Source organism: Pontibacter vulgaris, from assembly GCF_022758145.1.
Classification (GTDB): Bacteria; Bacteroidota; Bacteroidia; order Cytophagales; family Hymenobacteraceae; genus Pontibacter; species Pontibacter vulgaris.
In genome coordinates this window covers 126,471-152,099 of record NZ_JAJVDH010000003.1, presented here as the reverse complement: position 1 = coordinate 152,099, position 25,629 = coordinate 126,471, and the positions used below count along the sequence as shown (strand labels likewise).

Here is a 25,629-nt window from a genome sequence, read left to right as displayed (position 1 = left end):
GGTATGGGTTAGTGGTGTCGTTTTTCCGGTACTGCCTCGGCAGGCGCTCTGCCGGTAAAGTTTTGCATGGAAGTATAAACTTTAAAACCTCTTCCAACTATAAAGTCAAAAACACGGGCCGGTAACAGGCCCCTAAACAGAGGTAAAAGGTGTACTATAGTTGGTTTCCGAAGTATAATCTTGTTCTTTCCAATCGCATCCAGCATCGCTTCTACAAAATGCTCCGGCTGCATAATAGGGGTAAGAACCGGGGCTTTTACGCCGGCAAACATACCGGTATCAATATAGCTGGGAGTGATGGTAGTTACGTGCATGTTTTTGCCTGTCTGCTCCAACTCTAGCCGCAGACTTTCTGACCAGCCTAACACAGCCCATTTACTTGCCGCATACACACTCATGCGCGGGTTTGGAATCAGGCCGGCTGCCGAGGCAATATTTACAATGTGCCCGCTGCCACGCGTTAGTATGGCAGGCAGAAAAGCCCGGGTTACCATCATCACCCCCGATACATTTATATTTAAAGTACGTTCGATTTCATAGAAGGAGTGCTCTGCAAAGAGTTTTCCTACCACTATTCCGGCGTTGTTCACTAATATATCGGGCGGACCGGTTTCCTGTAGTACCTGTTCTGCTGCCTGCTGCACATCGGCGGCATCGGCAACATCTACCACATAGCCGGATACTTTATAGCCCTGCGCCCGTAATTCTTTGGTAAAGTGGTCTAAATTGCCTTGGTTAATGTCCCAGAGTATAACCCGGGTAGCACCCAATTGCAGGCACCGCTGAGCAGTTAACTTGCCTATTCCTGAGGCACCTCCGGTTATAAGCACGGTGCTGTTAGCTATTTTAGTCATGTTAGTGAAGTAAAGCGTATGGGAAAGCAGGCAAAAACTTCCTTTAATATACAAAACCTAATACATAATTAAAAGTATAGCCTTGCGGCAGGCAGTGTGCAAACCGGAATTTTGTATCTTTGAAAGTATAGATGTGCCTGAAAATGGAGAAACGGTTTGTTGAAAATACTCGAAGTTTGGAGAATTACGCTTTAGTAACATCAACCGGACTTATCTATACAAAGCGATAAAAACAAAGTATAAAGTATAAAGTATAGCTTTATCTTATGAAAATAATCGAATGCCCACGCGATGCGATGCAGGGGCTGAAAGAATTTATACCTACCGAAACAAAGATCGATTATATTAATACCTTGTTGCAGGTAGGTTTTGATACCATAGATTTTGGCAGTTTTGTATCGCCGAAGGCAATGCCCCAGATGGTGGATACGGCCGAAGTGCTGGCTAACCTTGACCTTAAAACTACAAGCTCTAAACTACTGGCCATAATTGCCAACATACGCGGAGCCGAAGAAGCAGCGCAGCATAAAGAGATAACTTACCTGGGTTTCCCGCTCTCTGTATCCGAGACTTTTCAGCAACGCAATACAAACAAAAGTATAGCCGAGGCAATGGAACAATTGGCCCACATCCAGGATATTTGCAGCAAACACAATAAAACACTGGTAACTTATATTTCCATGGGCTTTGGTAACCCTTACGGCGATGCCTGGGATGCCGAAACTGTGATCAGTTTTGTGGAAGATCTGGATAAACTGGGTGTTAAGATCATATCGCTTTCAGATACGATTGGAGTTTCTGACCCCGAAAACATTTCTTACCTGTTCGGCCACCTGGTACCTGCTTTCGGAAGTATAGAATTTGGAGCGCACCTGCACACAACTCCTGCCACGTGGCAGGAGAAAGTAGAAGCAGCCTATACAGCCGGCTGTCGCCGTTTTGATGGCGCCATGCGTGGCTTTGGTGGTTGCCCAATGGCAAAAGACGAACTTGTGGGCAATATGGCCACCGAAAATTTGGTGCGCTACTTCGAAAATAAAGGCATAAATTTGAACCTGAACAAAACAGCGTTTGAGGCGGCAATGGTGCAGTCGGGCGTTGTATTTCCTTAATTATGGCAAGCAGAATTATAGTAGATATTTTTATCCCATGCTTTGTAGACCAGTTATTTCCGGATACGGCTATGAACATGGTAAAAGTGCTGGAGCGCGTTGGTTGTGAAGTAAACTATAACCCTAACCAAACCTGCTGCGGACAGCCAGCCTTTAACGCCGGATTTTTTGATGAAGCCCGTGAGGTAGCAATCAAGTTTCTGGATGATTTCTCGAATGAAACCTCGCATTATATAGTTGCTCCGTCGGCATCTTGCGTGGGTATGGTACGCAACACCTACCAGGATATTTTTGTGAAATCATCGAACCTGGTAAAGTATAGGGCGATGCAGAAAAAAGTGTATGAACTGACCGAGTTCCTGACTGATGTAATGGGCATTACAAGTATACCGGGCGCTTCGTTGCCGGGTAAATTTACCTACCACGATTCCTGCAGCGGCCTGCGTGAGTGCGGTATAAAAGCTGGGCCGCGTGCCTTACTTGATAATGTAGAAGGGCTTGAGTTAGTAGAGATGGCAGACAATGAAACATGCTGTGGCTTTGGTGGTACGTTTGCCGTTAAGTTCGAAGCTATTTCAACGGCTATGGCCGAGCAGAAAGTTGATAACGCCATTGCTACCGGTGCAGATTACATAGTTTCTACAGACAGCAGCTGCCTGATGCACCTGGAGGCCTATATTCAAAAGCAGAAAAAACCTATCAAAACCATGCACATTGCCGATGTGCTGGCCAGCGGCTGGTAAGTATATACTCTGAAATCAGTTTAAAGTATAAAACAGCGGTGGCCTTACTTGCATAAGTAAGGCCACCGCTGTTTTATGTGCTTGTTAGTCAAATTGATACCCGCTCCTGTACTATAAATGGTGTCCGTATAAATACGTAGTAGTGCTGTATAAATCCGTATTTTAAAGTGATAAGCCCTGAATTAAAGCCTGGCAGGATTACAAAAGGGAAAGTGCACCGTATAGGAAGTTATGGTAATTCGGAGGAGCTGATTACAGGTTAGCTTTAGGTTGGTTAAGCTAAGATTGTAATTGCAACTCAACAGGAAATACTTTAATCAGGTACTTCCTGTGTGTTACGCCATATACTTTAAACCCCAAAGGTAAGCTGCCTGTAAATGGGTGCTATAGGTAGCTATTACCATGTTTAGAAAGGGAGCCGGTATAGTTAGATTAACTTACAGGTGGTTGGGCTGGCTCCCTTTCTTTACTTTTACAATCCTCTTCAAATTTCCCTTCATAAACTATAGCTTATATTGCCCTGAATAAGCATTTCCGGATTAAAGCTGTGCGTATAAGTATGGCTATGTGCCTGCAGTATATTTACGTAAAAACACCTTTCCTTTTAGTATAAAGTACCACTTTGTGAGGCAACCTCACTTTATTAAGCATTGTTGCGTATATAGCCTGAAATGCTAAATACTGCGCTATGTTTGGTAAACTTAATTGGCATCAGCTGTTTGTAATTATTGGTTTTACAACTTTATTACCTTACTGTGCCCAAGCCCAGGAAAAGCAGAAACTGGAATCAGACAGGCCGGACCAGGGTGTGTCGTCTACTGTTGTTCCAAAGCAATCGTTGCAAATAGAAGCCGGCTGGTTATACCAGAAAGACAAAGCAGGAGAGGTAACCCTGAAAACAATTGCTTATCCAAGCGTACTGCTTCGTTACGGGCTGCTACATAAACTGGAACTGCGTTTACAAACTGCATTAAAAGACTCCGTAATTGAGCGATCAACCGAAAAAAGAATAAAAGGTATTGCGCCTGTAAGTGTTGGTGCCAAGGCCAGCCTTTGGAAAGGGCAAGGCCTGCTACCGGAGGGCGCCTTTATATTTATGATTACTTTACCTGTTGGCAGCAAAGCACTGCGCCCTGATAATCCTGAACCTCAACTTCGGTTATCATTCACGAATAAACTAGCAGATAAAACAGACTTTAACTATAACCTGGTGCAAAGCTGGGTGAGCGGAATCAGCAATACAGGTTATACAGCCGCCTTAAGCCAGGACTTTACCGATAAATTTACGGTTTATGCAGAAGTTTTTGGGAATAAACCCAAAGGCGAAACTGCAGCGCACCAGGCCGATGGCGGCCTTCTTTTTCTGTTGCGCGATAACCTGCAGCTGGACGTAGCGGCTGGCACAAAACTGACCAGTGCTGCCCCTGACTATTTTATAACAGCCGGAATAAGTGCGCGGCTCCCCGAATAAGTATAGACCCTCAATAAGCTGATGCAGAAAGTATATGATGGACAAACGAGATAACCGACCACTAGATAAATCCCTGAAAGAATATGCCCGTGGCATAGCAGGCGGCCTGTTGTTTAGTTTTCCGTTGCTTTATACTATGGAAGTATGGTGGACAGGCTTTATGGTTACGCCGCTGCAACTGATAGCCATGATTGTGGCCACCTATATTTTACTGCTGGGCTATAACCATTTTGCCGGTTTGCGGGCAGATGCCTCCTGGCGTACCGTTTTTATAGATTCGGTAGAAGAGATGGGCATTGGCATACTGATCGCATTTTTTGTACTGCTTTTACTTAACCGCATTGAATGGCATAGTATGGCGCTGGATGAAATTGTGGGTAAAACTATAGTCGAAGGTATGATCGTATCGATCGGGGTATCTATTGGTACGGCCCAACTTGGAGGCGGCAACGATGACGATGAGGAAAAAGAGCGTGATAAAGTTAACGAAGAGTTCTGGAAAAATGCCGGATGGTGGCAGCGTAAACTGGGCCTGGTGGTGCTGGCCTTGTGCGGCAGTATACTTGTAGGCGGCAATGTAGCCCCCACCGAAGAGGTTGTATTAATGGCATTTGAGGCAACACCGTTCCAGATTCTGTTAATGGCTGTTTTTTCGCTGGTGCTAAGCGCTTTGATCGTTTTTTTTAGTGATTTTAAAGGAGCCACCACACAGGGTGGGCCAAATAGTTTGGCTGTTAATGTTATAACTGATACATGCCTTTCCTACTTAACAGCTCTGGGGGCATCAGCAGTCTGCCTGTATTTTTTCGGGCGCTTCGGTGGCGTTAATTTTTACGTGGCTTTTTCACAGTGCATTGTACTTGGGGTACTTTCCTCGCTTGGCGCTTCGGCAGGCCGTTTGCTCATTAAATAAAATCTGAAAGACATTTATACTTCGTATGAACCATAAAGAACATACCACTACCGATGATAGCAAAAATCTACTTGAGTGGGTGGTGTTTTATGTAAGCTTACTGTTAGTCATCGTTATACTTGGCTACCTCGGCTACAAAGCTTTTACCTTTGTGTCTTCGCCTCCGGATCTGACGGCAGTTTATAAACACGATCCATCAAAATATGCACCTTACCGCTACCATGTTCTGGTGAAAAACCAGGGTGGGGAAACAGCGGAAGAAGTAAACGTAGAACTTGTTTTGGAAAAGGCCGGCGAGGAACTGGAAGTGGCAGAACTTCAGATCCCGTTTTCACCACGGGCTTCAGAACGCGAAGGCTGGGTAAATTTTAAAACAGATCCCGCTACTGCCGATACCCTTACAGCACGGGTAATAAGCTATAAAAAACCTGAGTAGATTTATTTCAAATTTCAATGTTATGGCTAAGAAAAGAGAAACTGCAAAACACCTGAACAAAAAAGAGCCACCCGTGCCGAAAGGTAAGTTACTGGCAATAGGTGGTAAAGAAGGCAAAGGAGAAGACATAGAAAAAACCGACATACAGGAGGAAAATAAAGATTTCATTGACTTGCAGATTCTGCAGCGATATGTGGATGAACTAAAGGGCGAAAATCCGCTGGTAGCCGTTATTACTACTGCCTCCACCGAGCCCGAAGCAGCAGGCAACGACTACATAAAGGTTTTTAATAAGCTAGGGGTAACCAATGTTGAAATAATAAATATCAAAGATCGCGCCGACGCCAAAAAACCGGAATACCGGGAAATAATTGAAAAGGCGGCGGGCATTATGTTTACCGGCGGCGACCAGCTGCGGCTGACAGCTATTTTAGGAGGCACGGCTATACTGGAGGTAATGAAGGAGCGCTATACTTATGAAGAAATTATAGTTGGCGGAACAAGTGCAGGTGCAGCAGCCATGTCTACACCTATGATTTATGAAGGCGAAACGCAGGGAGGTATGATAAAAGGCGATGTACGCATCACAACTGGGCTGGAGTTTATGAAAAATGTAGCCATTGATACACATTTTATTGCCCGCGGCCGCATCGTGCGCATGGCGCAGGCCATATCCACTAATCCGGGTTGCGTGGGCATAGGGCTTGAGGAAGACACTGCCATACTTGTTACCGAAGGCAAGCATATAGAAGTAGTTGGTAACGGCTTAATAACCGTTGTGGATGGATCTGATATTTCGCGCTCCACTATTTACGAGATTGGCAACGGCGAGCCTTTTACGGTTTGCGATTTACGGGTACATCTGATGGCCGATCAAGAAACTTTTGACCTGCCAATTTACGACCAACTGCACCTGTAATACTCCAATCAGTTCATACTTAAAAGCTGTAAACTATACTTTGGGTTTGATAAGAAATGTTTCTTTTATAGCAAAGTTGCAGGGGCAGTATTGGGCGATTACCGGTATCTGGCCCTTGATGCATATGCCCAGTTTTTTAGCGGTAACCGGCCCTAAAAACGATCTGTGGCTGGTACGTACGGTAGCAGTGCTGATTGCTGTTATAGGCATAGTATTAGTGTTAGCAGGCTTTAAAAACCGAGTTACAGAAGAGATAAAATGGCTGGGAATTTTAAGCGCTGCCGGGCTTATTTTTATTGATGTATACTATAGCCTGAACAATGTTATCTCAAATATATACCTGCTGGATGCTGCGGGTGAAATTATACTTATTTCAGGCTGGTTGCTGGCAGGAAGGAGGGGGCTGGCCCATACTACAAAGGCCTGAATGTAAGTTTATACTTTGAACCATTTCCGGGAGTCTGTTGCTTTAAAGGTAAATGCACAGGCACTTTGCCTGAATGTTTTTACCTTTACTTTTTCACCCGACCTATGCTGCACAACCTCTTAATCATACTTTTTATACTTGTATCCGGGGGCAAACCTACCTCTGATAAAAGCTGGCAACTGGTAAAAGATAAGGACGGTATACTTGTTTATACTTCCGATTCCGAATCTTCTGCTCTCAAATCCATTAAAGTATCTGCAGTGCTGGACGGAACACCCGAAAAACTCTGGGCGGTGGTTCAGGATGTAAGCAAACAGCAGGACTGGGTATATGCTACCAAAAGCTCGAAGCTGCTAAAGAAAACAAGCGCGTCAGAGTTATTGTATTACGTAGAAACCGAAGTACCATGGCCGGCCAGCAACCGCGATATCGCTATCCGGATGAAGATGACTGAAAACAAGGCAAACCAGTCGCTAACTATAAATACAGTTGGTTTGCCAAAAGCCATGCCTGTAAATAATGGCAAGGTGCGTGTACCAAACCTGGCAGCCCGCTGGGAGGTTAAATCTGTTGGCAGGAATAAGATCAGAGTGGATTACTTTCTCGACCTGGATCCCGGAGGCGCCATTCCAGCCTGGATCTCTAACCTGTTTGTAACCAAAGGCCCTTACGAAACTTTCGCTAACCTGCGAGAGCTTCTGAAAAAGTAGCATCAGGGCAGTGCTTTTGAAACGTACGTTTAGCCTGCCACTTCCTGTAATTGCTGTAATAATATTATGGTGCAGGCAATTGCAGGTGCCTATACTTTAGTGCCCGCCATTATTTTTTCATAGTTGTCTCTCGTCAGTTTCCAGCGATTCACCTCCTGCTCAAAATTAAGGGAGCCCGGAATGGTGGTGTATCGTTTCTCAAACTCAAACCCTGCTTTTTCAAGCGTCTTGTTTGGTGCCGGGTTCAGGGCATACGGTTCGCAGTAGAGCTCCTGCAGTTGCAGGTTTTCAAAGAAGTAGGGCAGCGATTTTTTTACCAGTTCTGTTCCAATTCCCTGTTGCCTGTTTTCCGTTTTCCACAGGTGTAAATGCATGAAAGCAGAGCTGGCAAACTCAATCGCATTTACGTTTGTATGCCCGACAGGAGTCCCGTCTGCCAGCCAGATCAGCGCGTACGATACCTTCTCCTGCAACGGTAAGTTAACCTGCCGGGTCAGCATGTTGGTAAGGCCTTCTCTTGTCGGAAGTTTCTCCAGATCGACACCCATACTTACCAAAAACTCAGGATCAGATTCTAACCAGTAGTTGGCAATTAACGCAATGTCTTCAGCCTGGAGTTCGCGTACGGTTAAGCGTTTGTCCATCGTTTATTTTTTGCGCGGTATAACCGCATGTTTGTCAGCCTTTGTAGTGCTTAGTTTATTTTATACCTGACGAATACTCTTGTTAGCGGTTCAATGTTGTTTTGTTTGTCGGTTTATAGTAAAGCGTTACAGCACCACCGCTAAAGGTTTTTGTCTTTATGAGTTTAAAAATGGTCCTGTTGTTTATATTTTCAAATAGTGGCAAACCGCTTCCTGCAACAATAGGGTGAACACAAAATTGGTATTCATCAATCACATTAAGTTTCATTAGCTGTATAATTAAACTCCGACTGCCAACTAAAATGTCTTTACCCGATTGATGTTTGAGTTCTAAAACTTCTTCTTCAATGTCTCGATTAGCCAATTTTGCAGTTTCCCATTCTAGATTCGTAAGTGAGTGGGAAAAAACAATTTTAGGAACCCTGTCTATAGCCATAGCAAAGTCGTCCATTGATTTTTCACCAGAAGGATTTTTTACCAGATTTTGCCAGAATTGCATAAGTTGATATGTTGTCCTTCCATATAGAACAACGCCTGAATTATCTAACAGGTCAGTATAATGTTGATGTATTTCTTCATCTGGGGTTATGAGTGTATGGTCGCAAAACCCGTCAAGTGTGATATTGATTGCTGCAACTAGCTTTCGCATATTTTTGCTCTTAAATCGTTAATCCTTTAATTAGTTGCGATGCTCTCCTACAATAAATTATAACGTGTTGGGCTATGAGGTGGCGCAGCTACCTTATAGGGTTTGTTGAGCCAAGATCTTTTTCTATTTTTTCGCTCGGAGTCATTTCTTTTATGAAGAATATGCCGTCAAAAACGCTAGTCCAGTCGGCAATATCGCTGCTGTGGCCAATGCCTTTCATGGCAAACTGCTTTGAGAAAGATGGATTCTCCTTTCTGAAGCGTTTAAAGTCAATGAATGCATAGCTGTGCTTATCAGAGACCCAGTTCTCAAAGCCATGCTTCAACGGTCTACTCACCAAAGATGGAGAAGCCTCGTGTATTCTTTTCTGTGAGCCGTTTTTAGATGAAAAACCGATTACATAGGTGTTGACATTGTTTTGGCTGTTGCTGGTGAAAACTGTACCCATCCACTTTCTCCTTGATCTTTCAAACTTAAAGGCAGTCGTAGCATTTTTGGCAATATGGGCATTGGCCGCCCACACTATTACCTTTTCGTTCGGGAACTTCACCCTAAGAACCCACTCCAGGTTCTCAGCCATCTGCTTATCCCGAATTTCAAGGGCTTTTTCTACATCCTTGGCCAGGCGGGTAGAGGCGGCGAAGGACTGAATGTTTTTGATGAGCAGCCACTCGTACTCATTCTTGTATTTACCTAACTGCTGCAGGACTATCCCCGCACGCTCTTCCAATTCCAGAAGCTCTTGCTCTTTACCCTTTGCTAACCAGCCTTTAGTAAGTCCTCCAATTGCAGGCAAGAACTTTACCTGATATTCTTCTGTCTGTGTGAATGGAATATTTTTCTGTTTAAGATAGTTGTGTACGAAGTCTTGCAGGTTACGCGGTGAATAATCCATATACACCTGTGAGTCAAAGCCTGTAACAGTTAAAGGAGTATGGCTCTGAAAAGTGCCGGGAATATAGTTATAGAACAGGTCGCTGCATTGCATGCTATGAGACCAAATGGAATAAATATTGTCATTTAGGTAGGTCGTGATCTGCTGTTGTTCTTTTTCGACCAGGTCCCATCCAGAATTTAGGGCGAAGAAGTCATTCTCAAAAGCAAGTACGTTAAAGCCTTTCTTCTCGTGCAGGTACTTGACAAGCCTGCTCTTAGCTAAAAAGGTCGCACCATCCCCATGGTTCTGTTCGCCCAGCATAACAACTCTTGAATCACCAATGGACTGGCCAATCACTTCAAGGTCAGCAAAGTCCATGTCATCAGGTTGAATGCTGTGGATGGGGTGAGTGCTGGTTGTGATATATTTCTTTAGGGCCTCTTGGCTAAATGCGTGTAAGGAAACAAAGGCAAGAAGGGTTATAACATAAACTTTTTTCATGTCTTCTGATTTTTGCTCAACTACTGTATAAACGTATACCTACGTTTATCTGCATTATGTACGGGATGTATAGTTTAGTAAATGTACTATCACTCTAATATAATATTTTAATTGATTAGTTGCATGAAGGAAAGCATAAAACAAAAACGCCATACCTAGTAAAGGCATGGCGTTTATACTCTAAAACTATATATCAGCTTACGCTTCCGGCATCAACCGTACTACCAGTCCGTCGAGTTCAGGGGTTATTTTGAGCTGGCACGAAAGGCGGCTGGTTTGGGTGGCATGAGGCAGCGTTTCCAGCATGTAGGCCTCGTCGTCGTTTGGCTCCGGTAGCTCGCTGCTTTGCAGCACTTCTACGTGGCAGGTAGCGCAAATGGCCATACCGCCGCAAATGGCAGCTAAATCCAACTCATTTGCTTTCATCACCTCCATCACCGATAAGCCCATATCTGTTGGCGCCTCCAGGGTTACGCGGCTGCCATCGTGCAGTTCTACGTGTATGTTAATCGCGTCTTCCATTATTGCAGTTCCTGTATGCCGTTTACGGTAGTGTACTTCAGTACATACTTTTTGCCCGGGTTAATAATGTTAAAAGCGCTTTGCGCCATCAGGGCCGCCTCATGGAAACCGCAAAGTATAAGCTTCAGTTTGCCCGGGTACGTGTTAATGTCGCCGATGGCGTATACACCTTCGATGTTGGTAGAGTAGTCTAGGGTATTAACTTTTATAGCGCCTTTATCCAGCTCCAGTCCCCAGTCTTCGATCGGGCCCAGTTTTGGCACCAGGCCAAACAAAGGTATAAAGTAATCGGCCTCAATAGTATAAGGCGTTTCGTTGTCTACCATAACAGTTACGGCATTCAGTTTGCCGTTTCCGTGCACTTCGGTTACATTGGATTTCAGCAGCAGTTTAATGTGGCCTTCTTCGGCCATACTTACCACTTTTTCTGCAGACTCCGGCACACCCCTGAACGAAGTGCCACGATGCACCAGCGTCAGTTCTTCGGCCACGCCCGACAGGAAAATGGCCCAGTCGAGGGCAGAGTCGCCACCGCCGGCCAGCACCACGCGCTTGCTGCGGAACTTCTCCGGGTCTTTCACCATATAGGCCACGCCTTTTCCTTCAAAATCTTCAAGCTGCTCAATGGCTGGTTTTCTTGGCTCAAAAGAACCTAAGCCTCCGGCAATTACAACCGCTTTGCAGTTGATTTCGGTGCCATCAGAAGTGACAACTCTAAACGAGCCATCTTCCTGTTTCTGCAGTTGCTCCACGCGCTCGCCCAATGTAAAAGTTGGGTGGAACGGCTCAATTTGCTTCATCAGGTTAGTAACCAGGTCGCCTGCCAGAATTTCAGGGAAGCCGGGTATATCGTAAATTGGTTTTTTAGGGTAAATTTCGGCCAGCTGGCCTCCTACAGTTGGCAGGGCATCCACCACGTGGCAGCGCATTTTCAGCAAACCAGCTTCAAACACGGCAAACAGGCCCACCGGACCCGCCCCTACAATGCATATATCTGTTGTTATTTTGTCCATCTTTTAAGCGTGATGTTCAGTTAAATTGTATAGTAAAGATAAGGCGCATCAGCCAGCAAGCATAAACCTTTCTGCTATATTTTCGCCTCGCTTACGGCTGCTTTAACAAGTAAACCTATGTATGTACAACTATGTTTTCGGGCTGATTTGTTCCTGCACCAATTGCTGTAAATGCTGCGCATTAAAAGCGGCATAACCAAGCTGATCGTTATCAAAATAGACATATACATCCATACCTTGCTGCTGCCATTCGATGCGCTTGTTAGCCCACCACTGCAGTGTACTTTCAGAGTAGTTGCCAGCATACTTTGCAGCTGGCCCATGCAGGCGCACATACACAAAATCAGCAGTTACCTCCAGCGGCGATAGGTGATATTCCAATTCATAAATACAAAAGGCAGCATTATACTTGCGCAGCAAATCAAGTATGGCCGGCGTGTACCAACTCGGTTGCCGGAACTCAAAAGTATAGCGGTAGTAGGGTGGGAGCACTGCCAGAAAAGCCGCCAGCCGTTCCTCGTTTACAGTCCAGCCCGGAGGTAGTTGAAATAGTATAGGCCCTAGCTTTTCTTCCAAAGCATTTACATTTTCAAAAAAGCGTTTTATACTTTCCTGCGGGTCTTTCAGTTTTTTCATGTGCGTGATAAAGCGGCTGGCTTTTACGGCAAACACAAAATCATCGTGCACAGCCGTGCGCCAGTTTGCAAAAGTTTCGGAGGTGGGCAGTTTGTAAAACGAGTTGTTGATCTCCACAGTGCGGAAGAAGCGGAGATAAAAATTGGTAAAATCCTTCGATTTGAGCCCGGCCGGGTAGAAGTTGCCTACCCAATGTTTGTAATGCCATCCCGAAGTGCCGATGTATATCTGCCGCTGTTCCATGTTGTGCTTTTTGTTTCAGACTAACACAGGTATACTTGGGCGTGGAATGTTAGGTTAAGACCATGCAACGTGCACAGCTCCTGCACACGTCTGAGTTTACTTTCAACAAAAGTGAGCAAGTATAAAGTGGTAAGTAAAAGCTTATCCGCCTGGAGGTTTGGTACATTTTAAAAGACAAGGTGAGTCAGATTGATTTTCAGACGCTCGCAGGAGCTGCGCACGCTACATGGCCTACCATTCGTACAGCAGCTCGTTGCCTCTTTTGCCAACTACCACAATCGCATCCATTTTGCGGAGGCAGTAAGTAATCTGGCGGCAGCGGTAGAGAGGTAAATTAAGGGCAGTTGCCAGGCATTTGGTAGAGAACGGTTGGGGCAGCGTTGGCGGAAGTATAGATAGGAAATCCTGGTTGCAGGTAAACACTTTACTTTCGATCACATCGATCAGGCGGCGGTCTTTTATACTTTCGCGTTTGCGGCGCTTGCTGCCCTTACCATCTTTGCAACGAACTTCTTCCTCGCGTATCAGCGGAAATTCAATTGTAAAATTTGGATGGTTGATAAGCTCCGGTATGCGCACCATTTCCTCGAAAAGGTCAAGCAGATTTCCACGTGAAGGTGACTTTCTGCGGGAAATAATTTCGGTGCCTTTCTTATCTACCTGCACCACCCATTTTTCTATAGTTACCGGATGCAATACATGTACTTTATACTTCTGTACGAGCTCCTGCAGCTTACCACGGATGGCAGAGAAATTTCGTGTTTGTATTTCTACCAAAGAGTTTCCGCGCACCAGGTCTATTACAAAATTATCCAGGGGTACTTCAAAGCGATCTTCGGGTTGGGCATACCATTGCTTCAGGGCTGCATGCAGCGAGCGTTCGTTGCGTATACCTATACCGTTACTTACTTTAGCTGCCAGTATTTCCTCCTGCTCCGGATTAGCGAAAACAAAGTATAAACCGCCGCTTTAAACTAGCTCTCCCTATTAATGAGTTTTATGATCTGGTCGCGTATCTGGCTAACGCGTGAGGAAGAAAGTACTTCGCGGGAATAACTGTCTGCTTTTAGGTCGGCCAATACTTCCTGAAGTGTTAAGATGTAAGAATCAATGTCGTTTACTATCAGTACCACTGATGCCGGATCGTTATGTATGTCCTCGTCCACGAGCGCGATTTTTAATCTTTCTATCCGTCTAACCTCATTCAGTAGAAGCTGAGACATTTCATTGCCGGTGAGACTTGTAGCGTTAAGCTTGTTCAGAAAATCATCTACAGCCAGGTACCTGTTTTGTGTTACCATGGGTAAAAATTAAGTTCAGGTATAAAGTTTATTTTTTGTTGTAAAGGGCAGAGGCTTCCACGTTAGCTCGTTTATACTTTGCAGGTTAAGTATGAAATTAGCTTTTTGCTTTTTTAGCCTTGCCGATAGATTTATAGTTTTGATCTTCTTTCTCCCAAAGGGCAATGAAAGGCTCGCCTTCCGCTTCCTGGTAACCACGTTTCATAAAGCCGGTGTTATAGGCAAATGCTGCATTGCCCTCAGTATCCATTGCTATCAGGCCTTTGTCGCCCTGCAAAAGGTCGTCGTGCAGATGTAAAGCTTTTTCAGCAGCGGCCTGCAGCGATTCTCCGGCATACTTCAGCATTGCGTATACTTCGTGCGCCACTACGCCCCGCATAATTACTTCGCCTTCTCCGGTGCAGCTTACGGCACATACTTCGTTGTTGGCATAGGTGCCGCCACCAATAATTGGCGAATCACCCACACGGCCTTTCATTTTATCCGTAAGCCCGCCGGTAGAGGTAGCAGCAGCCAGGTTTCCGTCCATGTCTAATGCTACGGCACCTACCGTATCTGCCATAGAGCCCATCTTTTCATGTTTTTTCTTCAGGCCTTCTTGCTGTTTATCCCGCCAGGCCTGGTCTTTTTCGGGGGTCACAAAATATTCCGGGTCCATCAGCTCCAGCTTCTGGCGTAAGGCAAACTCCTCGGCACCTGTACCTATCAGCAGTGCATGATCGCATTTTTGCAGTATCACTTTTGCCAGACTAATCGGGTGCTTCACATAACGGGTTGCGCCGGTTGCTCCCGCACGTAAGGTCTTACCATCCATTATGGCAGCATCAAATTCAACTTCGCCACGCTGGGTTAAGCTGCTACCGCGGCCGGCATTAAATACCGGGTTTTCTTCCATAGTCATTACGGCAGCTTCTACGGCATCAATAGCGGTACCACCTTTTTCCAGTACTTTATATCCGGCTTGTAATGCTACTGTCAATCCTTCTCTATACTTCTCTTCCTTTTCTTTATCCAGTTCAGATGGTTTTATACTTTCTGCTCCACCATGTATAGCTATCGCGAATTTTTTCATAAGTCTGTTTTAATGCGAGCAATTGTTAGCAAGCCTAGTTACGCTTGCAGGTATACTATGGTTAAAGAGGATGTTTAACTCCTGATAGCTGGTTATAGAAATAAAAAAGCCAGGTACCTCCTCAACAGGATGGACCTGGCTTTTAAACTGCTCTTTTTAATGCTAAGTATTGTGCTGATTGGCAGTTACCTGGCGGTGCTGAATAATACGGAAGCTTTCTATGAGTTTTATAGCCTCCGTATAATCTTCAACAAATAAAGTAATAAAAGCGCCTTCGGGTGCATACTCTAATGCATGTGCCAGCGCCTGCGATTCCTGGCTGATCTCTTTATACTGTATATCAGGTTTAACAGCTGTTAAGCCTTCAATAACCAATCGATTTATTTCATCGCCGGTTTTGCCCCTCAGGTCTTTATCTTGCCTGATAATTACCTCATCAAAAATCTCTGCCGCAATCCTGCCAATATCGCGGGTGTCTTCATCGCGTCTGTCGCCGATACCGGCTACAATGCCAATTTTATGCGATGCCTCCACGTTACCAATAAAATCGCCGATGGCCCGCATGCTGGCTGTGTTGTGAGCATAATCTATCAGCACTTCATACTTTGGCAGTTTATACAAGTTCATACGGCCAGGCGTAGTTTCCGGAGAAGGCAGGAAAGTACGCAGCGATGTTCTGATTTCAGCGATCTCAAAATGATTGATATACCCGGTTAGCGTAGCAGCGAGCACGTTCTGGATGTTGAATTTAGCGCGCCCACCAAATGTAAGCGGAATATCTGCTACACGGTCTACACGTATTTTGTAGGTGTTTTTAAAGATGGAAATAAACCCGTTCTCAAAAACTGCGGCCAGGCCGCCTTTGGCAATATGCTTGAGTATGCGCGGGTTTTCTTCATCAAGGCTAAAGAAAGCGACCTTGCAGTTAAGGCCATTAGCAGTTTCATATACCAGATCATCGTCGGCGTTAAGTATGGCGTAACCATCGGGGCAAACGGTGCGCGGGATCACAGCTTTTACCTCGGCCATTTCTTCAACTGTATGGATATCTCCTAAACCAAGGTGGTCCTCAGTTACGTTCATCAGTATACCGATATCGCAGTTTCTGAAAGCAAGGCCTGAGCGCAGCATGCCACCACGGGCGCACTCCAGTACGGCATAGTTTACAGTCGGGTCTTTCAGAACAAACTCGCTGCTGTATGCGCCTGTGGTATCGCCTTTAATGATCTTACGGTCCTGTATATAAATGCCATCGGTCGTAGTATACCCAACCTGGAAACCTTTAAACTTCAGCATATGTGCAATCAGGCGGGTAGTGGTGGTTTTGCCGTTGGTGCCGGTAATGGCTACAATAGGTATGCGGCTGGGCGAGCCATGCGGAAACAGCATATTAATGATAGGCTCGGCAACGTTTCTTGGTAAACCTTCGGTAGGAGATATATGCATGCGCAGGCCAGGCGCGGCATTTACTTCTATTACAGCACCCCGGGTTTCGGGTAACGGAATGGCAATATCGTTTGTCATCACATCTATTCCGCAAATGTCCAGCCCGATTATACCTGCAATTCGCTCGGCCATCAGTACATTATACTGGTGCACAATATCAGTAACATCAGTAGCGGTGCCGCCTGTGCTCAGGTTGGCTGTGCGTTTCAGGTGCAGCACCTCGCCGGCTGGCAATACCGACTGCATGGTCAAATCTTTTTCGCGAAGAATAGCCCGTGATATTTTGTCTATTTTAATATGTGTAAGCGCTTTTTCGTGTCCAATGCCGCGTCTGGGGTCTTTATTCACTTCTTTTACCAAGGCCTGTATGGTAGAAATGCCATCGCCTGTTACCAGCGCAGGAGTGCGTTTGGCTGCTGCCACAAACTTGCCATTGATAACAAGCAACCGGTAATCAAATCCTTCTATAAACTGCTCAACCATAACAGCCTCAGAGTAACGCTGGGCCTCTGCCAGGCCTTTAATTGCATCTTTCCAGTTTTGTATATTTATACTTGCGCCTTTGCCCTGGTTGCCGTTCAGTGGCTTTAGTACCAGCGGGTAGTCGAGTGCATCAATAGCTTCTTCTAGTTCATCAGTATTGTGCACTATCAGCCCTTTGGGAACAGGTACTCCGGCTTCTTCCAGAATTAGTTTTGTATCGTTTTTGTTACCGGCGGCTTCTACTGCAAAAAAGGATGTCTGGCTGGAAAGCGCTGCCTGTATGTGTTTTTGGTGTATGCCGTAGCCGAGTTGTATGATGTTGCGTTTCTGGTTATTTATGTAAGGAATGTTTCGGCTTACTGCTTCCATCACGATAGCCTCGGTGCTTGGGCCAAAATACTCATCTTCCCTTATCTGGTGCAGCTTGGCTACATCCTGTACAATATTTACTTTTTTACCTCTGGCCAGTGCTTCTGTAATTTTTACGGCAGCATGGGCGGCATATTCGCCGGCGCGTTCCTGCTGGTACGAGAAAATAACGAAGTCTATACCCTGGTCGCGCGATGGATAGCGCCTGCCGTAGCCACTGTCCATACCGGCCATAGTTTGTAGTTCCAGAGCGATATGCTGCACCACTTTGCTAAATGAGGTTCCTTCTGCTACAAGTTTTAAAAATCCTCCTTCAGTGCCTTCCGATGCCCGGTGTTTGTAAATACCCGGAAACAGTTTCTCCAGGCGCTCTGGCAGGCCGGGAACTTCGTTTGTAAGTACATCCTGCAGGTCTTCCAGATCAAGTTTGAGCACAATTATCTTTGGATGCTTAATGGACCAGTAATTAGGGCCACGCATAATTCGTAATTCTAAGATGTTCATAGCATGTATGTTTATTATAGGCTATACCTGCACAAGTTGTAAGCAACGAGCAAGTATGTACGGAGGATAAAACAGGTTAGCCGGTGTTATTTAAAGTTGGCGTCGTTCTACCCGTAGTTTTGTACGCAAATTGAGAACACTCCGCTGCCAGTTAAATTACTTTACATAACCTTTTAGTGTTAAATTATGTGAGTTAATTCCTAAAGGCTTACTAACTGCAAAAAAGGCTAAGTATAAACATTGATGAATTGAGTATGATGGAATATTTATATTTATGTATTTGAATTTTAAGATTTAAGCTCATATTATTTATGTAGCTATATAGTTGTATGAAGCAGTTTTTATATTGCCGATCTGACAACTCCATCCATTTGCTTCCGTTTAAAATCATGTGTTTTATTCAATTACAATAATCTAAAACTGAAAGCAAATGGCAAGAGATTATCAGCGTAATTACGACGAGGGTGGCTACGGCTCCCAAGATAGAAATTATGGTTCGTCAAGAGACAGACATGAGTCAGATGAGGACCGTGGCTTTTTTGGACGCATTGGGGAAACTTTAAGTAATGTTTGGGAGAATGTGACTGGCGGCAGCAGCGAGGAAGAAGATCGTAACCGCGAAAGAGGGCAATACCGATCTTCTGATTACGGTAGCTCAGGAAGCAGATCTTCTTATTCCGGATCAGGCGATTACGACAGAGGCGGTTATGGCTCTTCTGATTATGGCAAATCTGGTAGCTACGGAAGTGGCTCATCTTATGGCAGCCGGTCTGGTTATGGAACATCAGGTTATGGCGGCTCGCAGCAAGGCACATCAGGTAGGTACAGTACCGGCTCAGGCTATGAGGGCTCAAGAAGCAGTGGCTCTGGCGAGGGTTATGGTTCTGGCTACAGAAGTGGTTCAAACTATGGCTCATCTTCCTCAATGGGCAGAGATTACGGATCCTCCTCGGGGCGCGAAAGCTCCATGGGCAGCAGACAAACATATAGCGGAGGCTCCGGCTCCATGGGCGGTGGCTCAACAGGTGGGTATGGCTCCAGTTCTATGGGTGGCTACAGCGGTTCAGGTTATGGCGGCTCTAACTATAGTTCTCGTGGTGGCTACGGCGGGTCATCAGAATATGGCGCTATGAGCGGTGGCGATTATGGCTCCAGAGGAGGCGACATGGGTTCAAGAGGCAGCTCTTATGGAGGTTCATCTTCTGGTTATGGTTCCATGAGAGAATCAGACTCTGGTTATAGCAGAAGCGGTGGCTCAGGCTCGATGGGCGGCGGATCTTTTGGCGCTGGTGCAGGTTCATTTGGTGGCGGCCACTATGGCAGCACAGGTTCTATGAGCAGCGATCGCGGTTCGTCAGATTATGGTTCATCGTCCCGCGGTGGTTATAGCGGCAGTAGTATGGGTAGCTCCTATGGCGGTTCCGGTTATGGCAGTAGCTCGTCGGGTTCTCAGGGCAGTTCAATGGGCAGAGGTAGTTATGGTTCGTCGTCGGGCAACTATGGCACTTCCGGTTCTATGAGTGGCTCAGGTTACAGCAGCGCAAGAGAAAGCGATTATGGCTCGCGTGGCCAATCAGGCTACGGCGACAGCTCCCGATACAGTGGCGGCCAATATGGTTCATCATCTGGCAGAAGCAGCTATGGCGGCTCTGGTTCAGGTTATGGCGGGTCGGGCTCGATGGGAAGTCGTGGAAGCTATGGTTCCGGTTCTGAGTCTATGGGCAGAAGCAGCTACGGCAGCTCCGAATCATCCGGCAGAAGCAGTTCCAGTAGCAGAGACAGAGACAATAGAGACAGAGGTTATAGTTCTTCATCAGACCGTAACTGGTCAAGCGAAAGCGATAGATATTAAGAACTCCTGCATAAATGATAAAAGAGCCTGCAGCTTTGCAGGCTCTTTTTAGTTTCTTAACAACCCCTTCTTATTCCGGTTCCTGTTTATTTATACTTCTGTTCTTCATGCAAAACAGCTGTTAATTTTTTATGAAAACATCAGCTCATTTATACTTTAATGTAAATAAAAATGGCAAATCCGGTCTTCCATAAAACCCTTGGATCAGAAGTCAACACAGGCAGTGCGGTGGTATCAGATGGCGGCAGTGGCAATATAATTCCGGGTATTAAAACCAGGCCTGAAAGTTCAAAACCAATTCCAAATCCCACTGTCGACTCAACCTTCTTACTTCATACTTATACTTCTGTTTTTGCTGCCTCTCATGATGCCATTATTTTATTTGACACACAGCAGCACATCTTAAGTTGGAACCCGGCAGCTGAGAAGCTATTTGGCTATACTTCAGCAGAGGCTATTGGTCAAAGTATAACCATTGCATTAAGTACAAAAGAGCAGCCTGGATGGGAACATACCTTACATAGATTGCTTAGTGGAGAAACTATTCAGGAATATGAAATCGGGTATACCCAAAGTAGCCAGGCCAACTGCTGGCTAAGCCTTAATCTGGCACCGGTGCAAAACAGTAAAGGCGACACGCTGGCTTTTTGTGCCATTGCTAAAGATATTACCCAGGAGATAAATACAAAAGAAAAGCTAAAACAACAGGAACTCCTTTTACGCGAATCGGAGGCTATTGCCAGGGTAGGCAGTATGGTGTATGATTTTGAAAACGATGAGCTCCGATGGTCTGACCAAATGTACCGGGTACATGGATTTGAGCCCGGCGCTTTCGATACAAGCTTCAAAAACCTGTTACGGTATACGCACCCAGGCGACAGGAAAATGTTAAGGAGCAATTACAGGAGAGCACTGTTTAAAAGACAGCCTGTATCGTTAGTACGCCGGTTTAACGGGCCTGATGGCAGAATGCGTTACATAAAGGTAGAGGCTAAGGTAATAGAAAATTGCAATAAGAAATTGTTGCTGATTGGTACTGCCTGCGATATTACACATACTATATTAAGTGAACAGGAATGTAAAGACCGTAACAGCGAGCAGGAAAAAACTAACAGGGAATTACTGAACGAGATAAAGGAGCGAAAAAAAATTACTGCTGCACTCATAGAAAGCGAGGAAAAATGGCGCACCCTGGTACAAAACACCCCCGATATAATTGCCCGCTTTAATCCCGAAATGGAGCTTATTTTTGTAAGCGATTCTGTATTTCCTGAAACAGGTCTGAAGGCAAAAAATATTTTAGGTAAGCACGTAGATCAGATCGGTGTTCCGGAAACAGCCTATCTGCCTGTAATAGAAAATGTGAAGGCAGTTTTCCGCACGGGTAAGCAAATGCATAATTATATATCACTTGATACGCCAACCGGAGTCAAGCATTTTTATCTCATCGCGGTTCCTGAATTTGGTGCAAATGGTCGCATAAAAACAGTACTCACACTAAGCCGCAATATTACAGATGCAAAGCTGAAAGAGAATATGTTAAACAGCGTGCTTGATAGCTCCATACATGGTATTATAGCTATAAAGTCTATTCGGGATGCGAAGAATCAGATCACAGACTTTGAATGGGTGCACGTAAATAAAATGGCAGAACAGCTATTAAAGCACCCTGCCAGCAACCTCATCGGGAAAACGGTACTTCATATTTTGCCGGGTAACAAAACAAGCGGGCTTTTCGACCAGTTTGTGCATACTATAAACACAGGCGAAACACTTAACCAGGTCCTATACTACGACCATGACCACCTGAAGGCCTGGTATCAGATTGTAGCTGTTAAACTCGATGACGGGTTAGTGGTTACATTTGCCGATATCACGCATCTGAAAGAAACAGAATACCAGGCGAACCTGGAGAAAAAGTTAAGCGAAAACCTGATCGAGTATAGCACCGATGGCATCAGCGCCTTTGATAAAAACGGGACCTATTTCGCCTGGAATAAAACCCTGGAAGAATTTACGGCTATCAGAAGCGAGGAGGCTTTAGGCAGAAATATTTTCGAAGTTTTCCCTCACATCATTAACACCGAGATCGGTGCAAAGTTTGAGCAGGTACTAAGTGGTAAACGTGCTAAACTGAGAAATTTGCCTTTCCGTAGCCGCGCCGGCTATTGGGATGCCAACCTAGTGCCTACCTTCGATAAAGATAAGCAACTGACTGGCGGCCTTTGTATAGTTCATGATATAACAGAAAGCCTGAAGCTGAAAGAACTCACCATGACCCAGGAGTTAACAAAGCAGAAAGAGGTAATGAATGCCATACTTTTTACGCAGGAAACCGAACGAAAACGGATTGCGGAGGCGCTGCATAATGGATTGGGGCAGTTACTTTATGCGGCAAAATTATACCTGGAACAGATCAGTTATGAAGCAGACAACAATAACCCGATAGCTACCAATGAGGTTAAAACCTTACTGGAAGAAGCTATTAAAGAAACCCGCACCATATCGCACGAACTCATGCCGATCATCCTGGAAGATTTTGGGCTGAGGGTGGCGTTAGGAGAATTGTGCAGCAAGTTCTCCGGTGCTGGCGTTAATGTACAGCTGGTTACCTACGACGTTCCGGACCAATTAGAGAAGAGTATGGAAATGGCTGCTTATCGTATCATTCAGGAGTTGGTAAATAACGTGATAAAACACGCCGGTGCCACTGTTGCCGAAATTGAAGTGTTCTTTAAAGGCCAGAAATTATACTTCAGCGTATGCGACAACGGGAAAGGAATTGACAAAGCAAAAGATTATATGTTGCACGGGATTGGTCTTAGAAGTATACAGAATCGACTGAAGCTGTTAAATGGTGAACTCTCGATCGATACCTGTGCAGGCAAAGGTACTTGTGCATTAGTTGAAATAGATATGGCAGCTTCTGCCATGCAAGCGTCCTAATTGCTGATTTATAGTCCGCCCAAAGTATAAACCATAACCCATTTGCATCTATTATGGCGTATAAAACAGAAGATTTGCTACTTTAAATAACCCTCACATAAGTATGGTAAATGTAATTCTTACTGATGATCATAAGATAATCCGGGATGGTTTAAAGTCCCTGCTTATGAATGAGGCGAACATTAAAGTAGTAGGGGAGGCCGCCAACGGCAATGAGCTGATAGAACTGTTACCACAGCTAGATGCCGATGTGGTTTTGATGGATATTAACATGCCGCAGAAAGATGGTTTTGAAACAACCCGCTACCTGAAAGAGCATTACCCAAACCTGAAAGTGCTGGTGCTTTCCATGCTGGATTCAGAGAGCTACATTACAAAAATAATGGAGGCCGGTGCTTCAGGCTATATACTTAAAAATGCGGGAAAGGAAGAGCTTTGCTCTGCTATACAATTAGTGGCTGGCGGTACGCCATACATCTGTTCTGATGTTGCCATGGGCCTGTTGCGTAAATCCAATTCAGACATGCCGGTTTCAGGAGATACTTCCTTAAAAATGAACAAGGAATTATCGCGCAGGGAAGTTGAGGTTTTAAGCCTTATAGCCGAAGGTTTTACCAATGCAGAAATTGCTGACAAGCTCTTTACAAGCAAGCGCACCATCGAAACTCACCGCCAGAACCTGCTTGAAAAAACGCACACCAAAAACACAGCCATGCTGATAAAGTATGCATTGCAAAAAGGCATTATTGCCTGATGCATTGCTAAAGTAATCTCCTGCCTGAATTTTAACTAAGAAAAAGTTATACTTACATTTTAAAGTATGAGCAAGAACAGAACAGTTGAGCGGCTGCTGTATGCCGAAAAAATAGATATGGGCGGCTTTCCGGTTAGGCAGGCATTTCCGACACAGCACGTTGAGCAGATCGATCCATTCCTTTTATTGCATCATGCTGTTCTTAAAGTTCCTGAAGGAGCCATACCTCATAAATCCGGCGTTGATCCGCATCCGCACAGGGGCTTTTCTCCTGTTACATTTGTTTATAAAGGTGGCGTTCATCACCGCGATTCGCGTGGCAACGATAGTGTGGTTTATGCAGGTGGTACCCAATGGATGAAAGCGGGTATGGGCGTGGTACACAGCGAGCGCCCGCCAAAAGATATACACGAACACGGAGGGGAGCAGGAAATTATTCAGTTGTGGGTTAATTTGCCTAAAGCCAATAAAATGGATCAGCCGGCTTATTACCCGTTACAAGCCCAGGATACACCAGTATTTGAAGCTGAAAATGGCAACGTAAGAGCAGGCGTAGTAGCTGGTAATTTTGAAGGAATCAGTGGCCCTATCAAAACGCCAAGCCCAGTACTGGCGCTACGTATCGATATGAAAGCTGGCGCTACTTATACTTTCCCGATTCCCGAATCCTATAATGCCTTTTTATACTTGCTGCACGGCAAAATATCAGTAGAAGGCTTTGGCCTGTCAGATGAATTGCATGCTGTTGTTTTTAAGCGCGATGGCACAAGCTGTACCTTTACCGCTTTAAAAGATACGCAGGCCTTACTGATGGCGGGCAAACCATTAGAGGAGCCGCTCGCGTCGCATGGTCCTTTTGTAATGAATACCCAAAGTGAGATTATGCAGGCCATGCGCGACTACCAGATGGGCAAAATGGGAATGCTGATAGAGTAACGTAAAGTATAAAAAAGGAAGTTTATACTTAACTGGCCATTTGCGGTGTTGCTGTTACTTTAAATGTTAACAAGTATAATGCTACCGCTGCCGCCGCCATACTCGAAAGCAGGAAGGTAGCAGCAGAGCCAGCGTTATACCAGATAAAACCTGCCAGGCTGCTTGCAAGTAAAGTTGCTATACTTTGAAATGCCGTGTAAGTACCTATAGCCGTAGCTGTTTCAGCTTTCGGAACCATGTTACTGATCCAGGCTTTGGCAATACCCTCAGTAGCGGCAGCATACATACCATACACCAGAAACAGGGCAAAATAAATCCATTTGGCATCCGCTACAACCATACCGGCATAAGCGATGGCAAATAGGAACAACCCCATTACATAAACTTTTTTCATACCTATTTTATCAGCCAGAAGCCCCATCGGGTAAGAGCTAAAGGCATAGATCAGGTTATAAAAAATGTATACCCCAATTACCATACTATCATCAAAGCCTGCTTCTTTAACCTTAAGCAGCAGAAACACATCCGAACTATTGAAAAGTGTAAATACAAGCAGGGCTATTATCAGTTTGCGGTACAGCGCCGGGCTACTTTTCCAGTAATGCATAAAGTCAAAAAATGCCGGAGCCTTTTTGTTTGATGCTACCTGCCTGACCTTATGTTCTCTGATCAGGAAAGTAAATATGATAGCGATAGCACCGGGTATAAACGCAAGTATAAAAAGGGGCTTATACTTATCTGGGAAGTAATGCAGGAAAAGCAAGGCAGCAGCAGGACCAACAACAGCACCCAGCGTATCCATAGAACGATGAAAGCCAAATACTTTGCCCTTATGCTCGGGGGTAGTTTCATCTGATAAAAGTGCATCGCGGGCTCCGGTTCGTATGCCTTTTCCAAGCCTGTCGAGCGTGCGGGCCAGAAATATCCAGAAAGGGAAGGTAAACAATGCCATCATGGGTTTGGAAACAGCGCTTAACCCATAACCAGCCTGCACAAACGGAAGGCGCCTGCCTGCTTTATCGCTCCAGTTGCCAAAAAAGCCTTTGCTCAAGCCGGCTGTTGCTTCTGCAAATCCTTCCAACACGCCAATTGCGACAATAGTGAACCCAATACTTTTGAGATATAAAGGCATTACCGGGTATAGCATTTCGCTGGCCACATCTGTAAAAAGGCTAACCAACGATAGTATCCAGATATTACGCGTAATTATTTTCGGTGAGGGCATCCGGTTCGGCTCTATAATTGTACAAATCTTGCAGGAGTTAAAATATCTAATTGATGTTATTCGTAATAAAT

Annotated in this window: 24 protein-coding genes; 12 read left to right on the top strand and 12 right to left on the bottom strand. The window is 45.1% G+C overall.

Going from position 1 to position 25,629, the window contains the following annotated elements; all coding sequences use genetic code 11:
- Nucleotides 1-8: 8 nt before the first annotated feature.
- Nucleotides 9-854, bottom strand: coding sequence for an SDR family NAD(P)-dependent oxidoreductase (locus LWP20_RS06050; protein WP_242927229.1), 846 nt, complete (start codon nucleotides 852-854; stop codon nucleotides 9-11).
- Nucleotides 855-1,120: 266 nt separating this feature from the next.
- Between LWP20_RS06050 and LWP20_RS06045 the strand changes: the two genes are divergently transcribed.
- The 8 genes from LWP20_RS06045 (at nucleotide 1,121) to LWP20_RS06010 (ending at nucleotide 7,585) form a co-directional block, all read left to right on the top strand.
- Nucleotides 1,121-1,966, top strand: a complete 846-nt coding sequence (locus LWP20_RS06045; RefSeq protein ID WP_242927228.1) for a hydroxymethylglutaryl-CoA lyase — start codon at nucleotides 1,121-1,123, stop codon at nucleotides 1,964-1,966.
- A 2-nt stretch (nucleotides 1,967-1,968) separates the two neighbouring features.
- Complete coding sequence (locus LWP20_RS06040; RefSeq protein WP_242927227.1) at nucleotides 1,969-2,709, top strand: (Fe-S)-binding protein; 741 nt, start codon at nucleotides 1,969-1,971, stop codon at nucleotides 2,707-2,709.
- 688 nt (nucleotides 2,710-3,397) lie between these two features.
- Nucleotides 3,398-4,180, top strand: a complete 783-nt coding sequence (locus LWP20_RS06035) for a transporter (RefSeq protein WP_242927226.1) — start codon at nucleotides 3,398-3,400, stop codon at nucleotides 4,178-4,180.
- 34 nt (nucleotides 4,181-4,214) lie between these two features.
- Nucleotides 4,215-5,093, top strand: coding sequence for a TIGR02587 family membrane protein (locus tag LWP20_RS06030; RefSeq protein WP_242927225.1), 879 nt, complete (start codon nucleotides 4,215-4,217; stop codon nucleotides 5,091-5,093).
- A gap of 25 nt (nucleotides 5,094-5,118) precedes the next feature.
- The gene (locus LWP20_RS06025; protein ID WP_242927224.1) at nucleotides 5,119-5,529 is read left to right on the top strand and encodes a hypothetical protein; all 411 of its coding nucleotides are present in this window, start codon (nucleotides 5,119-5,121) and stop codon (nucleotides 5,527-5,529) included.
- A gap of 22 nt (nucleotides 5,530-5,551) precedes the next feature.
- Nucleotides 5,552-6,448, top strand: coding sequence for a cyanophycinase (locus LWP20_RS06020; RefSeq protein WP_242927223.1), 897 nt, complete (start codon nucleotides 5,552-5,554; stop codon nucleotides 6,446-6,448).
- A gap of 124 nt (nucleotides 6,449-6,572) precedes the next feature.
- Nucleotides 6,573-6,875, top strand: a complete 303-nt coding sequence (locus LWP20_RS06015) for a hypothetical protein (protein ID WP_242927222.1) — start codon at nucleotides 6,573-6,575, stop codon at nucleotides 6,873-6,875.
- A gap of 104 nt (nucleotides 6,876-6,979) precedes the next feature.
- Nucleotides 6,980-7,585 (top strand): START domain-containing protein, encoded by a 606-nt coding sequence (locus LWP20_RS06010; RefSeq protein WP_242927221.1) that lies wholly within the window; start codon nucleotides 6,980-6,982, stop codon nucleotides 7,583-7,585.
- Between the two features lie 89 nt (nucleotides 7,586-7,674).
- Here the strand turns inward: LWP20_RS06010 and LWP20_RS06005 are convergent, their stop codons facing one another.
- From LWP20_RS06005 to cphA, 10 genes are all read right to left on the bottom strand, one after another.
- Nucleotides 7,675-8,229, bottom strand: coding sequence for a GNAT family N-acetyltransferase (locus LWP20_RS06005; RefSeq protein WP_242927220.1), 555 nt, complete (start codon nucleotides 8,227-8,229; stop codon nucleotides 7,675-7,677).
- A gap of 82 nt (nucleotides 8,230-8,311) precedes the next feature.
- The gene (locus tag LWP20_RS06000) at nucleotides 8,312-8,878 is read right to left on the bottom strand and encodes a dihydrofolate reductase family protein (RefSeq protein WP_242927219.1); all 567 of its coding nucleotides are present in this window, start codon (nucleotides 8,876-8,878) and stop codon (nucleotides 8,312-8,314) included.
- Between the two features lie 88 nt (nucleotides 8,879-8,966).
- Nucleotides 8,967-10,256 (bottom strand): erythromycin esterase family protein, encoded by a 1,290-nt coding sequence (locus tag LWP20_RS05995; protein ID WP_242927218.1) that lies wholly within the window; start codon nucleotides 10,254-10,256, stop codon nucleotides 8,967-8,969.
- A 198-nt stretch (nucleotides 10,257-10,454) separates the two neighbouring features.
- Nucleotides 10,455-10,778 (bottom strand): 2Fe-2S iron-sulfur cluster-binding protein, encoded by a 324-nt coding sequence (locus LWP20_RS05990; RefSeq protein ID WP_242927217.1) that lies wholly within the window; start codon nucleotides 10,776-10,778, stop codon nucleotides 10,455-10,457.
- Nucleotides 10,778-11,791 carry an NAD(P)/FAD-dependent oxidoreductase gene (locus LWP20_RS05985; RefSeq protein ID WP_242927216.1) on the bottom strand — a complete coding sequence of 338 codons (1,014 nt, stop codon included), beginning with the start codon at nucleotides 11,789-11,791 and terminating at the stop codon, nucleotides 10,778-10,780. The genes LWP20_RS05990 and LWP20_RS05985 overlap by 1 nt, the downstream gene beginning before the upstream one ends.
- Before the next feature lie 129 nt (nucleotides 11,792-11,920).
- Nucleotides 11,921-12,670, bottom strand: coding sequence for a DUF72 domain-containing protein (locus LWP20_RS05980; protein WP_242927215.1), 750 nt, complete (start codon nucleotides 12,668-12,670; stop codon nucleotides 11,921-11,923).
- A gap of 231 nt (nucleotides 12,671-12,901) precedes the next feature.
- Complete coding sequence (locus LWP20_RS05975; protein WP_496197211.1) at nucleotides 12,902-13,543, bottom strand: DUF8091 domain-containing protein; 642 nt, start codon at nucleotides 13,541-13,543, stop codon at nucleotides 12,902-12,904.
- Between the two features lie 101 nt (nucleotides 13,544-13,644).
- Nucleotides 13,645-13,971, bottom strand: coding sequence for a hypothetical protein (locus LWP20_RS05970; RefSeq protein WP_242927213.1), 327 nt, complete (start codon nucleotides 13,969-13,971; stop codon nucleotides 13,645-13,647).
- Between the two features lie 97 nt (nucleotides 13,972-14,068).
- Nucleotides 14,069-15,043, bottom strand: a complete 975-nt coding sequence (locus LWP20_RS05965) for an isoaspartyl peptidase/L-asparaginase family protein (protein ID WP_242927212.1) — start codon at nucleotides 15,041-15,043, stop codon at nucleotides 14,069-14,071.
- Between the two features lie 162 nt (nucleotides 15,044-15,205).
- Nucleotides 15,206-17,845 (bottom strand): cyanophycin synthetase, encoded by a 2,640-nt coding sequence (gene cphA / locus LWP20_RS05960; protein WP_242927211.1) that lies wholly within the window; start codon nucleotides 17,843-17,845, stop codon nucleotides 15,206-15,208.
- A 430-nt stretch (nucleotides 17,846-18,275) separates the two neighbouring features.
- On the opposite strand from cphA, the gene LWP20_RS05955 reads away from it, so the two are divergent.
- The 4 genes from LWP20_RS05955 (at nucleotide 18,276) to LWP20_RS05940 (ending at nucleotide 24,333) form a co-directional block, all read left to right on the top strand.
- Nucleotides 18,276-19,697 carry a hypothetical protein gene (locus LWP20_RS05955; protein WP_242927210.1) on the top strand — a complete coding sequence of 474 codons (1,422 nt, stop codon included), beginning with the start codon at nucleotides 18,276-18,278 and terminating at the stop codon, nucleotides 19,695-19,697.
- A gap of 171 nt (nucleotides 19,698-19,868) precedes the next feature.
- The gene (locus tag LWP20_RS05950; RefSeq protein WP_242927209.1) at nucleotides 19,869-22,643 is read left to right on the top strand and encodes a PAS domain S-box protein; all 2,775 of its coding nucleotides are present in this window, start codon (nucleotides 19,869-19,871) and stop codon (nucleotides 22,641-22,643) included.
- A gap of 103 nt (nucleotides 22,644-22,746) precedes the next feature.
- The gene (locus LWP20_RS05945; protein WP_242927208.1) at nucleotides 22,747-23,397 is read left to right on the top strand and encodes a response regulator transcription factor; all 651 of its coding nucleotides are present in this window, start codon (nucleotides 22,747-22,749) and stop codon (nucleotides 23,395-23,397) included.
- 66 nt (nucleotides 23,398-23,463) lie between these two features.
- On the top strand, nucleotides 23,464-24,333 hold the full coding sequence (locus tag LWP20_RS05940) for a pirin family protein (RefSeq protein ID WP_242927207.1): 870 nt from the start codon (nucleotides 23,464-23,466) through the stop codon (nucleotides 24,331-24,333).
- Between the two features lie 28 nt (nucleotides 24,334-24,361).
- On the opposite strand, the gene LWP20_RS05935 is transcribed toward LWP20_RS05940, so the two are convergent.
- Entirely contained in the window at nucleotides 24,362-25,558 is a 1,197-nt protein-coding gene (locus LWP20_RS05935; protein ID WP_242927206.1) for an MFS transporter, read from the bottom strand.
- Nucleotides 25,559-25,629: the final 71 nt, after the last annotated feature.

Coding starts and splice junctions, on each gene's coding strand:
- LWP20_RS06040 (WP_242927227.1), top strand. CDS start 1,969: ATGGCAAGCAGAATTATAGTAGATATTTTTATCCCATGCTTTGTAGAC.
- LWP20_RS05990 (WP_242927217.1), bottom strand. CDS start 10,778: ATGGAAGACGCGATTAACATACACGTAGAACTGCACGATGGCAGCCGC.
- LWP20_RS05955 (WP_242927210.1), top strand. CDS start 18,276: ATGGCAAGAGATTATCAGCGTAATTACGACGAGGGTGGCTACGGCTCC.
- LWP20_RS06000 (WP_242927219.1), bottom strand. CDS start 8,878: ATGCGAAAGCTAGTTGCAGCAATCAATATCACACTTGACGGGTTTTGC.
- LWP20_RS06010 (WP_242927221.1), top strand. CDS start 6,980: ATGCTGCACAACCTCTTAATCATACTTTTTATACTTGTATCCGGGGGC.
- LWP20_RS06050 (WP_242927229.1), bottom strand. CDS start 854: ATGACTAAAATAGCTAACAGCACCGTGCTTATAACCGGAGGTGCCTCA.
- LWP20_RS05950 (WP_242927209.1), top strand. CDS start 19,869: ATGGCAAATCCGGTCTTCCATAAAACCCTTGGATCAGAAGTCAACACA.
- LWP20_RS05995 (WP_242927218.1), bottom strand. CDS start 10,256: ATGAAAAAAGTTTATGTTATAACCCTTCTTGCCTTTGTTTCCTTACAC.
- LWP20_RS05940 (WP_242927207.1), top strand. CDS start 23,464: ATGAGCAAGAACAGAACAGTTGAGCGGCTGCTGTATGCCGAAAAAATA.
- LWP20_RS06015 (WP_242927222.1), top strand. CDS start 6,573: ATGCCCAGTTTTTTAGCGGTAACCGGCCCTAAAAACGATCTGTGGCTG.
- LWP20_RS06005 (WP_242927220.1), bottom strand. CDS start 8,229: ATGGACAAACGCTTAACCGTACGCGAACTCCAGGCTGAAGACATTGCG.
- cphA (WP_242927211.1), bottom strand. CDS start 17,845: ATGAACATCTTAGAATTACGAATTATGCGTGGCCCTAATTACTGGTCC.
- LWP20_RS05985 (WP_242927216.1), bottom strand. CDS start 11,791: ATGGACAAAATAACAACAGATATATGCATTGTAGGGGCGGGTCCGGTG.
- LWP20_RS06025 (WP_242927224.1), top strand. CDS start 5,119: ATGAACCATAAAGAACATACCACTACCGATGATAGCAAAAATCTACTT.
- LWP20_RS06020 (WP_242927223.1), top strand. CDS start 5,552: ATGGCTAAGAAAAGAGAAACTGCAAAACACCTGAACAAAAAAGAGCCA.
- LWP20_RS05980 (WP_242927215.1), bottom strand. CDS start 12,670: ATGGAACAGCGGCAGATATACATCGGCACTTCGGGATGGCATTACAAA.
- LWP20_RS05965 (WP_242927212.1), bottom strand. CDS start 15,043: ATGAAAAAATTCGCGATAGCTATACATGGTGGAGCAGAAAGTATAAAA.
- LWP20_RS06030 (WP_242927225.1), top strand. CDS start 4,215: ATGATGGACAAACGAGATAACCGACCACTAGATAAATCCCTGAAAGAA.
- LWP20_RS05945 (WP_242927208.1), top strand. CDS start 22,747: ATGGTAAATGTAATTCTTACTGATGATCATAAGATAATCCGGGATGGT.
- LWP20_RS05935 (WP_242927206.1), bottom strand. CDS start 25,558: ATGCCCTCACCGAAAATAATTACGCGTAATATCTGGATACTATCGTTG.
- LWP20_RS06045 (WP_242927228.1), top strand. CDS start 1,121: ATGAAAATAATCGAATGCCCACGCGATGCGATGCAGGGGCTGAAAGAA.
- LWP20_RS06035 (WP_242927226.1), top strand. CDS start 3,398: ATGTTTGGTAAACTTAATTGGCATCAGCTGTTTGTAATTATTGGTTTT.
- LWP20_RS05970 (WP_242927213.1), bottom strand. CDS start 13,971: ATGGTAACACAAAACAGGTACCTGGCTGTAGATGATTTTCTGAACAAG.